Origin of the sequence: Myxococcus faecalis (assembly GCF_050039385.1) — a bacterium.
In the GTDB taxonomy this organism is placed as follows: domain Bacteria; phylum Myxococcota; class Myxococcia; order Myxococcales; family Myxococcaceae; genus Myxococcus; species Myxococcus fulvus.
On sequence record NZ_CP144336.1, the window covers coordinates 9,818,185 to 9,831,807 of the forward strand.

The 13,623-nt window shown below is 72.2% G+C and carries 1 protein-coding gene (only partly in view); it reads left to right on the forward strand.

All coding sequences use genetic code 11. The annotated features are described in order from the left end of the window. A protein-coding gene (locus VZQ01_RS39320; protein WP_426746197.1) for an Ig-like domain-containing protein crosses the window boundary here: on the forward strand, positions 1-13,623 show its 5' end (the start). The gene runs 18,456 nt beyond the window's last position; only the first 13,623 of its 32,079 coding nucleotides appear in the window; the start codon lies at positions 1-3; its stop codon lies off the right edge, out of view.

The following is a 13,623-nucleotide window of genomic DNA, read 5'->3' on the forward strand; positions in this document are numbered from 1 at the left end:
GTGAACAGTCAGGGTTGGAGCGGTGTTCGCGCGGTGCTCACGGTGCTGTGTCTGGGGTTCGCTCTGGTGGCCCGGGCGGAGCCCCCCGTGGTGACGGCGGCCTATCCCCTCGCGCCTCTGCGCCCCGGCGCCCAGAGTGTCGAGATCGGCTTCGACATCGAGCAACAGGTCTCCCAGGTCCTCGTCACCCTCGAGGGCACCTCGGACTCCCACGGCTCCTTCGTCGCCACCTCCAACCTCCGGGTCGAGCGTGACTTCGCGGGCGCCGTGCCCTTCCACGTGCTCGTGCCCCTCAAGGTCGCCTTCCCCGACGACGGCGCCCTGAAGGTCACCGCCACGCCCATCGGGTCCGACTCCGTTCCGGGCACCCCCTTCGTCACCACCTTCAACGCCAAGGGCAGCCCGCCCGGCTTCGCCGCCACGCCCGTCACCGTCCGCTCCGACGCCACCGCGGGCGGCATCGTCCTGCAGGTCGCCTACACCGGCCAGGTCGCCTCCGCCGAGCTCTCCATGATGGGCGCCTCCGCGCTCGCCCTGCGCACCGTGCACGGTGACCTCGGCGAGGCCGAGGCCCAGGCCTTCGTCACCGCGCGCCGGCTCGTCGGCCGTCCCCACGTCGCCACACCCGGCCGCATCAGCTTCTTCATCCCCACCACCGACGGAAGGCTGCCCCCTGACGGCGTCGTCATCGCCGACGTCGCCCTCCAGGACCCCTTCGGCCGCACCGTCCACACCTCCGCCGTCGAGTTCACCAGCTCCACGTCCTTCGATCCGCTCGTCGACATCACCGTCCAGCCCAGCTCGCTCCTGCTGGAGCAGGTGGGCCAGCGCGAGGACCTCAAGGTCTTCGGCAACTTCGCCGTCGCCGGGCAGGCGGACCTCTCCGGCGGTCGCCGCGGCGTCCTCTACGAGTCCAGCAAGCCCGCCGTTGTCGCCGTCACCCAGTCCGGTGAGGTCATCGCGCTCGCGCAGGGCGAGGCCACCATCAAGGTGACGTATGCCGAGCGCACCCGCGAGGTCCCCGTCATCGTCACGGACCCCTCGCGCATCGCGGGCGTGAGCATCCTCCCGGACACCGTCACGCTCGCGCGCGTGAAGGACAGCCTCCAGCTCCAACTGCAGGGCCGCCTGGACCACCCCGTCACCGGCCGCGTCATCGACCTGACCCCGAGCACCCTGCGCACCACCTGGAGCTCCTCGCACCCGGCCATCGTCGCCGTCAGCTCCGAGGGCAAGGTCACCTCGCTCGCCCCCGGCAGCGCCACCATCACCGCCACCCACCTCACCTCGGAGAACGAGCCGTGGACGGACACCCGCCGCGTCGAGGCGAAGGACGGCGTCCCCTCGGTGCGCCTGTCCGGCCCCACCTCCATCGCCGCCGGCGCCAGCGTGGAGCTGCGCGCCGTGGCCTCCGACGACGTGGCCGTCAAGCACGTCAGCTTCCTCGTCAACGGCGTGCCCACCGTCATCGACGACACCGCGCCGTACACCCTGCGCATCCAGGCCCCGCCGAACGTGGGGGCGACCTTCAAGCTGTCCGCCATCGCCGTGGACTCCGGTGACCAGGAGTCCACGCCGGCTGTGCTCCAGGTCAAGGTGACGGCGCCCCCGGGCCCGAGCACCCGACAGGTCGTCTACGAGCAGCCCGTCTCCGGCGCAAACCTCATCGAGGGAATCCCGCACATCCTCCGGGTGACGAGCGGCGACTGGACGTCCGGCACGCTGTCCCCGCTGGACTTCCAGGTGGTGCGCTTCACCGTGGACGGGGCCCCCGTGGGCGCGTCGTCCACGGCCCGCATCGAGCTGCGCCCCATCCCCGACAAGGTGCCGCAGGAGATCGTCGCCGTCCCGCTGTGGGAGGTGAGCTACGTGCCACCGCCGGGCAGCGCGGGCACGGGTGCCTCCATCAAGGCCATCGCCGTGGACCGCCATGGCGCCACCGCGGAGGGCTCCGCCGTCCTCGTGCGCATCGTCGGCAACGCGCCTCCGCTCATCACCCGGCGCGCCCCGCTGGGCAGCACGGTGGAGGTGACGGAGAAGGTGCCGCTCGCCGTCGAGGGCACCGTGGGGGACGACGCGCTGTCCTTCGGCGTCAAGGTGGCGCTGCTGGTCAACGGCAACGCCGTGGCCACCACGCGGCTGGACGAAGGAGGGCAGGGCGGCACCGCGCAGGGCTCGCAGAACTTCCGGCTCCTGTGGACGCCGCCCGCGGGCTCCGCGGGCAGTCGGCCTCGCGTGGAGATTCAAGCCATCGACCACGGCGGGCTCGAGCGCCGCGTCGGCTTCGAGGCCGTCGTCGTGCAGGACGGCCCTCCCAACGTGGCCATCCAGACGCCCACCTTCACGGACTCGTACGTGGGGGGCACGCAGGTGCTCCTCACCGCCGCCGCCTCGGATGACAGCGGCGAGGCGCCGCAGGTGACGTGGAAGGTGAACGGCGTGCCCGTGGGCCAGTCCTCCGTGCCGCCCTACCGGGTGACGTGGCGCACGTCCGTGGTGACGACGGCCACCACCTATCGCCTCATCGCGACCGCCCGCGACGCCCAGGGGCACGAGCGGGAGAGCCACCACGTGGACGTGGTGATTCGCCCGGACCTCAACAAGCCCAAGGTCAACATCCTCACGCCGCAGCACCTGGTGAAGGTGCCCAACTCGCAGGGGCTGCTCGTCACCATCGCCGGCTTCGACGACGTGGGCGCCAAACGCGTGGAGCTCTTCCTGGGCGAGGAGCTCAACACGCCCGTCTTCACCGACACCTCACCCGGCGACAACGCGGGCGTGCCCGGCTCGTTCATCAGCTACACCGTCATCCCCACCGAGCACTTCTTCGACGGCGCGGTCCCCAAGACGAGCCTCAAGCTCACCGCGCGCGCCTACGACACCTCGGACAATCACGACGAGGTGAGCCACACCGTCACCCTCCAGGGGGACCTTCCGCCCACCGTGGAGTTCCTCAGTCCGAGCCCCGGCTTCGTCGGCACCGCGAACACGCTCGTCCCCATCGTCCTCCACGCCGAGGACGACGTCGCCGTTTCCAGGGTGGAGCTCTTCGAGTACCGCGGCGCCGCGCGCCACTCCGCCGGTGTCGCCACGCTGCCGCCGTACCGCTTCGACCTGCGCCTGCCCTCGACGGCGGGGAGCGTGCGGTTGGAGGCCGAGGTCACCGACAGCAACAACGAGAAGAACACGAAGACGGTGAGCCTCACGCTTGACGTGAAGGCGGACGAAGAGCCGCCCATGGTGGCCTTCCGGAGCCCCGCCGAGGGCACGCGCGTGTTCGCGGGCCCCAACCGGAGCGTGGACGTCGTCGTGGTCGCCACGGACAACGTCCACGTCAAGAACGCCCGGCTCTTCCTCCAGGACCCCCTCCAGCCCAAGAACCCGGACGCTCCCGAGTCGCCCGTGGGCTCCGTCAACGCCGGGACGGAAGAGGGGCTGTACCAGGTGTTCAAGTGGAAGCTGGACGTGCCGGCCGCGTACGCGGGCCATCCGCTGCGGCTGCGCGCGGAGGTGGTGGATGACGGGGACCGCTCCGCGGAGCGCCGGCTGGTGCTCCAGGCGGTGGAGAACACCGCGCCCGTGGTCAACCTGATGCTGCCCGCGCCGAGCTCCGTGGTGAAGGAGGGCCAGGACGTCACCATCACCTTCACCGTGTCCGACGACGAGGGCGTGGCGAGCGTCGCGGGGCGCTCCGGCGGCGTGACGCTGGAGCCGTTCATCGGTCCGGTCAACACGGCCATCCAGCAGAAGCTGGTGGTGCGCGCGCCCATCGTCACGTCAACGACGCCCGCGTCCGAGCGCTCGGTGGGGGTCGTCGCCAAGGACGTGAGCCCCGTGCCCCAGCTCGGCCACGAGGACGTGCTGCTCGACGTCATCGACGACGTGGAGCACCCCACCGCGCTGCTCCTGTCGCCGATTCCCGGCACGGCCACGCAGCCCCTGCAGGTCGCCAACCGCAGCAGCCTGGGGCTGCGCGTGGACGTCTCCGACGACGTGCGCGTCTCGCGCGTCGCCGTGGTGCTGGACGGCGTCGAGATCCGGCCCGAGCCGCAGAAGGACTACCTGCGCGCAAGCCACGAGGACTTCGAGGAGGTCCGCGCCCCCAACCCGCAGGGCCCCGGCGACATCCTCGTCAGCCGGCGCTACGTGGGCACCTACTCGGGGACGATTCCCGTCCAGCGCACTGGCACGGACCCGTCCAACACCGCGCCCGAGAAGCACGTCGTCTGGGCCCGCGCGTATGACCCGGCCGGCAACCCCACCGACACGTCCAAGGTCGAGTTCGAGATCATCACCCCCGAGGACAAGCTGCCGCCGGTGGTGCGCATCTCGCTGCGAGGCGTGCCCGACGCGAAGACGTGCGTGTCCGGTTCGGAGGTCACCCTCCAGGCGCAGGCGTCCGACGACAGCGCGGTGCAGTCGCTCGCCATGAGCTTCGATGATGGCCTGGAGGAGCCCGAGGGCATCGAGGGGCTCGAGCAGCGACCGGAGACGCTGCCCGCGGCCTCGGTGAGCTTGAGCGGTCCGTTCGTGATGCCCACGCTGACGAGCGGCGCGTCGCGCACGGTGAGCTTCGAGGCCACGGCGACGGACACGCTGGGCCGCACCACGGTGTCCGGCTACTCGTGCCTGCTGGTGCCCGACGCGGCGCCCGTCGTCCGCTGGGTGTCGCCCACGAGCGGGGACCTCATCGAGGAGCAGCGCTACACCGGCTCGATGGAGCTCCAGGATGACGTGGGGCTGCGCGCGGCGTGGCTCGTCGCCTCTACCTCCGAGGTGAAGTCCGCGACGGCCACGGGCCTGGCGCTCGATGCCCCGTTGCTCACGGGCACGCCGCAGGTGCCCTTCTCGCTGTCGAACCACGCGGTGTCGAGCGCGACGCTCACCTTCGGCGCCCAGCCCGGGAGCGGCACGTCGGCGGGCACCCCGTTCACCTTCGTGGTGACGGGTGAGGACGGCGCGGTGCGCGTCACGCCGCACGCGGCCCATCCCTCGGACAACGGCCCGGGGCAGCTCCGCCTGAAGGTCGCCGCGGACTCGCACGGTGCCCAGGCGCACGTCTCCTACCACCTGCGGCCGAAGACGCAGCTGTCGACCGAGGCGCAGGCGGAGCTGGCGGCCTTCAAGGCCCTGTTCCCCTCCGGTGATTTGACGCAGACGCGCGTGCTCACGCTCGACGCGGGCAACCTGTACGAGGTGGACCTCGGCTTCCCGAAGAACGCGGTGGAGGTGGAGCAGGTCCTCGTGTCGCTGCACGCCGTCGGTGGAGACTCGCGCCCGGTGCTGGTCTCCGAGCTGGCGCTGCGCTACCAGTCCGGCCAGCCGCACCAGGTCCGCGTGGCCGCCGCTGGCCAGCGCCTGACGGTGGACCCGCTGTCCGCGACGCTCACGGCGGGCCAGCTGAGCGCGCGCCAGGCGGGCTTCCGCATCCCGGCGGCGTGGACGGCCACGGACACGCGCCTCACCACCGTCGCGGTGGACACGGCGGGCGTGGTGGCGAAGGACGCTCGCGTCCTGAAGGTGGTGCCCGACACGGTGGACCCGACGGTGGCCTTCGTCGGCTTGGGGGAGGGAGCCTCGGCGGTGACGGGCCAGCCCTTCAAGGTGCGCCTGCGCGCCGCGGACAACGCGAGCCTGGCCAAGGTCCAACTGCTGGTGAACGGTGAGCCCCAGGGCGACACCCTCCTGGTGGGGACCTCGCAGGACGTGGAGCTCACCTTGCAGCGCACGACGCTGGGGCCCGTCAAGCTCGACGCGCTCGTCACGGACCGCGCGGGCAACGACGCCGTGTCCCATCCGGTGTTCGTGCAGATCGTCCCCGACGCCGCGCCGACGCTCCAACTGGACCGACTGGTGGCCACGGGGGAGACCATCCACCGCGCGGAGCTGGAGAACGGCTTCGTCAGCCTCCTGCAGGGCAAGGAGGCGACGCTGCACTTCACCGTCAAGGACGACGTGGGCGTGGCCTCCGTCACCACGACCTACGGAGACGGCCTGCCGGATACGCGGCCCTTCACCCCGGCGGCGACGGGCAGCAGGTCGCTGAGCGTGAAGTTCACGCCGCCCATGGGCGCCGATGGCCAGCCCACCGTGTTGACCCTCACCGTCAAGGACACGGCGAACCAGGAGAAGAGCGCGCGGCTGGTCATCGAGAGCCGCAGGCCGCGCGCGCCCCAGCTCGCCTTCCTGGAGCCCGCGGCGGATGCCTACCTGGTGGAAGGCAGCATCCAGCTGCGCCTGGGCGCGCTGGCCGCGGACGACACGAAGGTGACGGGCGTGGAGTTCTTCGTCAACGGCAAGCCCGCGCTCCAGCTCGCCGAGCGCGACGGCACCGTGGTGCCCACGCTCTTCGACCCGGAGGGCAACCCCGTCGCCGCCGACGTCACCGTGCGCGACACGCTCGCGGCCCTGCGCGTGGCGCCCGAGGACATCTCCCGCTTCCGCATCTTCCGCGGGCTGCTGTCGCTGCCCCCGGGCTTCGTGCGCCTGGACCCCACGCGCACGGAGAGCCACGTGCTCCTGCGCGTCGAGGCTCGCGACCTGGAGGGCAACCGCTCCTCCGTCGAGCGGCGCATCCGCATCGCCGAGGACACGGCCCTGCCGGTGGCGAACGTGCTGCGCCCCAGCCTGGGCCGCGACGTCATCGAGAACACGCCCGTGCTCATCCAGGTGCAGGCGCACGACAACGCCTTCGTGGACCGGGTGGAGATCTACGCCGGCCCGAGCGCGGAGGGGCTGAAGCTCATCCACGTCGCCGGAGGCTTCCCGTCGGAGAACGGGCTGCCCGGCTCGCCGTTCGACGTGTACTCGCCGGTGGTGACCTTCCAGTACTCCGTGCCGAGGCTCTCGGAGCTGGGCGGCCTGGACCTGGTCCCGTACTTCATCGCCACGCGCGCCCGTGACGTCTCCGGCAACCAGGGCGAGCTGGAGTACCAGCAGATCGACATCGTGAGGGACCGCGAGCCCGCGCTGGCCATCCTCTCCCCGTCGGATGGCACCACCGTGGTCGCGGACAACCCGCTGCCGGTCATCCTCTCGGCGGAGGACGACGTGGGCGTCACGTCCGTGTCGCTCTACCTGGATGACCAGACGGCGCCCGTCGCCACGCTGAACCAGCCGCCGTTCCGCTTCCTGGTGCCGGTGCCCGCGTCGACGGGGGGCACCCTGCGCCTGCGCGGCCACGCGGTGGACAGCTTCGGGCATGAGGTGAGCTCGCAGACGGTGGTGCTCTCCGTGGTGGGCGACCAGCCTCCCACGGTGGCCATCGCGCAGCCGGCGCATGGCGCCATCGTCACCGAGGGCCGCGACTTCGCCGTGCTGGTGGCCGCGCAGGACGACGTCGAGGTCCAGCGCGTGGAGGTCACCGTGGAGGGCGGGGTCGAGGGGCCGCTGCGCTTCGCCAGCGCCACCCGTCCGTACTCCTTCCGCGTCCCGCTGCCGCATGGCTCGGCGGGGCGTCACCTGACGATTCGCGCCAACGCGCGGGACTCGTCGGGCAGGACGGTCCAGGCGCGTGAAGTGACGGTGCAGGCGAAGGCGGACACGCAGGACCCGGTGGTGAAGCTGGTGTCCCCGGCGAACGGCTCGGCGATGGTGTCCGGCCTGCGGATGGATGTGGAGGCGCGCGCCGAGGACAACGTGGGCGTGGCGAGCGTGACGTTCTTCGTGAAGGTGGGCGACGGGGCGGAGACGCAGCTGGCGCAGGTCCCCGCGCCGCCGTATCGCTTCTCCTACCTGGTGCCCAAGAACCTGGTGACGGAGGCCGGGGTGAGCGTGCCGCTGCGCTTCACCGCCCGGGCCGTGGACCTGAGCAACCGGACCTCGTCGGACGTGGTCACCGTGAGCGCCATCAACGACAAGCCGCCGTCGGTGTCGCTGCGAAACCCGCCGTTCAAGGTGGTGGCGAAGCTGCCGAGCACCTTCGCGACCGAGACGGGCGACGACGTCGCGGTGTCCTACGTGACGTTCCTGGTGGGCCCCGCAAGGGACCAGCTGGCCGAGGTGGGGCGCCGCTTCCAGCTCCCGTTCGAGCACATCTACGTGGCGGACCCGGCGGACGTGGGCAAGCGGCTGTGGATCGCCGCTCGCGCGGTGGACACCGCCGGACAGGCGACGCAGTCGGAGCCCATCGCGTTCAGCGTGGTGGCGGACCAGCTCCCCACGGTGGAGCTGACGCGGCCGGAGCCCGATGGCACCGTCTTCGCCGGCGCGCGGCTGCGGTTGGAGGCCAACGCCTTCGACGTGGACAGCGGCATCGAGGCGGTGTCGTTCTTCGTGGACGGCCGCAAGGTGGCCACGGCGCTGACGCCCGCGGGCATCCCCGGCCGTCCCCATGCCTACGTGGGCAGCTTCGTGGCGCCCATCGGCAGCGGCAGCCGTGAGTTCTTCATCAAGGCCGTGGCGGTGGACAAGGCGGGGCAGGAGGTGGAGACGCCCGAGCGCAAGGTGGGCACCATCCCCGACACCACCGTTCCCGAGGTGGAGCTGGTGGACCCGCCGCACCTGGACGTCGTCACCGAAGGCGACCCGCTGCTCCTGTCCGCCTTCGCCGAGGACAACGCCGGCATCCACGAGGTCGCCTTCCACGCGGCCTACACCAACGTCGCCGGCCAGCCGGTGTCCGAGCAGGTCGGCGCCTCCGTGGTGCCGGTGACGAGCAGCGCGAACCGGCCCCAGTACCGCTATTCGTGGCTGGTGCCCACGCCGATGGCCGGCAAGGCCATCACGCTCCATGCGCTCGCGAGCGACCTGTCGGGCAACCCGAAGGCGACGCCCGTGGTCCAGGTGGAGGCCGGCATGCGGCCCTCCCGCGCGCCCTACAAGCCCTTCGGTGGCTCGGGTGAGAGCACGCGGCTGTCCGCCCTGGCGGTGGACGGCGAGGGGCTGGGCATCGTCGGCGCCACGGGCCTGCCCAAGGGCGCGCCCTTCTCGCGTGGCGTGGAGTTCTTCCGCGTGACGGACGCCCCCCTGGCGGCCCTGGTGGGACATGCCCTGCAGGGCGCGCCGGTGGCGTCGGCGTTCCACGACGGCCTGGCGCTGGTCAGCGTCCGCCACGACTCGGCGGCGCGCAACGGTGAGCTGGTGCTGTTCAAGACGAATGACGCGGCCCACATCCTCCAGCAGGGCAGCATCGAGCTGTCCGGTCCCGAGGTGGGCGGCGTGGTGGCGGCGGGGCAGCTGGCCTTCGTGGCCAACGGCGCCGCGGGCGTGGTGGTGGTGGACCTGTCGGACCGCGACTACCCCCAGCGCGTGACGACGCTGCCCACGCCGGCGCCGGCGCGCGACGTGGCGGTGCTCGGCGACAAGCTGCTGGTGGCCGCGGGGACGAGCGGCCTGCGGGTGTTCGACCTGCTGGACCCGAAGCTCGGTGAGCTGGGGTACGCGGCGGTGCCGGGTGGCGCGGAGACGGTGACGGTGGTGGGCGAGCGCGTCCACGTGGGCTGCCAGGGGGCCTCGGCCTCGCTGGCGGTGGTGGACGTGCGCGCCGCGCCGCGCGTGCTGTCGCTGCTTTCCCACGCGCCGGGACGCGCGGACCTGCTGGCCACCGGCCAGCGCTCCGTGTCCGGCCTGGGCAACGTGTCGGTGTCGACGGTGCAGCTCATCGACGCGACGAACCGTCCGGTGAAGGGCCTGCTCACGGCCTCCATCGTGGACGCGGAGGGCGTCACGACGACGTCCGTGCGCGCCAACGTCCCCGCGGCGGGCGACGTGGAGATGACGTCCGGCGGGCCGATGACGCTCTTCGGTCACCAGGGCGTGGCGGAGTTCACCCTGCCGCGCTACCTGGTGACGGACGTCACCCCGGCGGACGGCGCGGAGCAGGTGTCGTTCGAGGCGCCGGTGTTGTCGGTCGGCTTCTCGCAGCCGGTGGACGCGGCCACGGTGAGCGCGTCGCGCGTCATCCTGCGCGAGGGCCTGCTGAATGGCCGCGTGGTGACCGCCGACGTGCGCGTGAGCGCGACGGATGCCTTCCGCGTCGAGCTGGTGCTGCCCGCGGGCGTGAAGCTGGCGCGCGGCAAGGAGCACTCCATCGCGGTGGAGGCGGGCCTGGGCAGCACCTTCGGCCAGACGCTGGAGCGGCGCTACCTCTCGCGCTTCCGCACGCGCACGACGGAGGGCGAGCTGCCCAGCGTGGACCGCGTGGTGCCTCGCGCGGGCCCGGTGGATGGCGGCACGCGCGTGACGATTCACGGCGAGCGGTTCGCGCAGGGGGCGCGCGTGTACTTCTCCAACGCGGAGGCGACGGAGGTCTCCGTCGATGAGACCGGCACGCGCCTCACCGCGCGCACGCCGCAGCAGGTGGAGGGCCCCGCTCGCGTCACGGTGGTCAACCCGGGCGGGCTGCAGGGCAGCCTCCTGGGCGGCTTCATCTTCATGGACATCCTCCAGGTGAGCCATGCCTCGCCGGCCTCGGGGCCGCTGGCGGGCGGGCAGTTGGTGGAGCTGTCCGGCGCGGGCTTCCAGCACGGCGCGGAGGTCTTCTTCCGGGGGCAGGGCTCGCAGACGGCGCGGGGGCGCCCGGCGCGCTCCGTCACGGTGCTGTCGCCGGGCCGCCTGCTCGTGGAGACGCCCGAGGGCGGCTACGGTCCGGCGGACGTCTTCGTCGCCAACCCGGACGGGCAGCTCGCGGTGGCCGAGAGCGCGTACCTCTACACGAACCTGTCGACGACGAAGCGCATCGGCCGATACCAGCCCTCCATCGATGGCACGGACGGCCGCCCGTCGGACCGGATGCCGCAGGGCCGCCCCGGGCCGCTCGTCATCTCCGGGGGCCGGGCCTACGTGCTCTCCGAGGCGTCCATCCAGCAGGGCGTCGACGTCATCGACGTGCTCAAGCGCAGCACGCAAGGCGCGCTGTCGGTCATCGACGTCTCCGTGCCGGAGAACGCCGGGATGATGGGCGGCGTCTCGTTCCCGCCGCCCTACGAGCCGAAGGCGCTCACCGTGCGCGGAACCGTCGCGTACGTGGCGGCCGACGCGGCCGAGCTGACCCACGTGGACATGGTGGGGGAGGGTGGCCCGTCGCTGCTCGTGGTGGACGTGAGCAAGCCGACCGAGCCCAAGCTGGTGCAGGCGCTGCCCTACGAGGGCGAGGCGCTGGATGTCGCGGTGGTGGATGACCTGGCGCTCGTGGCCGCGGGAGACAGCGGCCTGGCGGTGTTCTCGCTGGTGGAGCCGCTGCGCCCCATGCTGCTGGGCGCCGTGAGGTCGTTCGTCATGAACGGCACCGTCAAGACGCCCTCCATCGAGCAGGTGCGCATCCTCGGCCGCCACGCGGTGCTGCGGGCCCGGCTGGGGAACGCCGCGGCCACCCTGACGGTGGACCTGGCGCGCCCGGGCTTCCCCGTGGTGGGAGAGACGCCGGACGTGGGGGACCTCGCCATCCACTCGGGCCGGGGCCTCGCCTCGCTCGAGACGGCGGCCACGGTGTCGCTGTCTCCGCCCACGCTGCCGCGCAAGGTGGCGTCCATCCCGTCCCTGGTGGGCACGCGCTTCTTCCAGTCCGCGCTGGGGCCGCACCTGGGCGTGAACGCCGGCGCGGGCGTGCTCCAGCTGTCGGCCGCCTCCGAAATCGACGCTCCGCTCGCCGTGGATGCGGTGGACCTGTGGCCGGCGACGTCGCTCGCCGACGTGGGCATCGACCGGGGCGTGGTCGTGGCCAGCATCAACGGCGTCTTCTCGCCGAGGAACCTGCCCACGCCGAATGACGGGTTCGCAGTCGTCGCGGTGCCGTTCCCCATGGTGACCGCGATGCGTCCGGCCGCTTCCGAGCTGGGCGTGTCCACGCTGGAGACGCTCGTCGCCGAGCTCAACGTCCCCATCCGGAACGTGTCGTCGGTGAACGCGCGCCTGTACGCGCTGGATGGCTCCGCGCTGGGTGAGGAGATCCCCACGGAGCTCCGGACGCCGGTGGAGGAGGGCGTCCAGAAGCTCGTCATCGACCCCGTGAGCGCGCTCGCGGGAGATGCGCGCTATCGGTTGATCATCTCCGGCCTCCAGGCCGACGACGCGGACGGCTCGCTCATGCCCGGGCGCTTCGTCACCGAGTTCCGGACGTCCAAGGACACCGTGACGCGGCAGGTGGTGGTCGACACGCTTTCGCCGCGCGAGGGCCCGGTGGCGGGCGGCACGCTCGTCACGCTGAAGGGGCGTGGCTTCGAGGCCGGTCTGGAGGTCCGCATCGGCGGCCTCCCCGCGGACATCCAGTCCTTCTCGGCGAACGAAGTCACCGTGCGCACGCCCGTGTCCACGGTGGACGGCGCGGTGGCCATCGAGGTGCGCAACCTCTCGGGCACCTCGCTGACACGCGCGGGTGCGTTCATCTACACGCGGCCGCTGTCGCTGGTCTCGATTTCGCCGGGGCGTGGCCCGTCGTCGGGCGGCACGAAGGTGGTGCTCGAGGGCAACGGCTTCTCCACCAGCGGCACCGTCCGGGTGCTGTTCGGCACCACGCCGGCGCTGCGCGTGCGCGTGCTGGGCATGAAGCGGCTGGAGGCGTACACGCCCAACGGGCTTCGTGGGGCGGTGGACGTGTCGGTGGTCCAGGACGGCGCTGCGCCCGCGGTGCTCGAGGATGCGTACATCTTCGACCAGCCCACGGACGCCTCGGTGGCGTTCCAGGGCGAAATTCGCGACATGGTGGCCATCGGCGACCACGTCTACATGGTGGGCGCGGGCGGGCTGCGCATCGTCGACCTGTCAGGCCTCTACCTGAAGGGGCGCCTGGCCGGGACGCCGATTCCTCCCGAGCGCCGCAGCGAGCTCATCGACGAGGACAATGACCGGCTGGACGACCGCATCATCGGGAAGTGGGACTACCTGGGCGCGGACCTGCTCTCCATCGCGTACGCGTCCGAGTGGAATGACCGCCTGTTCCTGGGCTCGGGCTCGATGCGGGGCCAGAGCTCGTACTCGGCGGCCACGGTCCTGGAGCTGGACATCTCCAACCCCGCGCGGCCCCAGCTGGTGCGCACCACGCCCGCCGGTGACGGCGCGGCCTTCGGCCTGGACCTGCGCGGAGATCGGCTGCTGACGGCGGCCGGCAAGGGCGGTCTGCTCGGCTTCGACATCACGAACGCGGCCTTCCTGCTCCACACGCTGAAGTCGCCGCTGGTTCCCGAGGTCAGCGCGCTGGCGGTGGAAGAGGACCTCGCGGTGGTGGGCACGGGCACGTGGACGCCGGGGCACCGCTTCACCGGGGGCCAACTGCACACGGTGCGGGTGGACAAGCGTCCGTCGCAGCGGGGCTCGCTGGCGCTGGATGTCCAGCGGGTGCGCCTGCGTCGGGACCACTGGGCCGTCGTGGCGGCGGGCAACGAGGGCCTGGTGTTGGTGAACGTGTCGAACCCCGATGACCCCCAGCGGGGCGCATCGGTGGGGACGGACGTGCTCAAGGGCTTCGCCTCGGATGTGCGGGTGGTGGGGGACGTGGCCTACGTCGCGGTGGGCGCGGCGGGCGTGGCGGTGGTGGACCTGAGCAACCTGGCTGCGCCTCGGCTGATGCACCATGTCGCGGGTGCGAACGGTGGCGCCGCCGAGCGGGTCGCGGTGGCGGGGGGCCGTGTCGTCAGCGCCAGGAACCGTGGCGCCGCGGGCTGGGCGCTGGAGTTCGGTCAGGCGGCG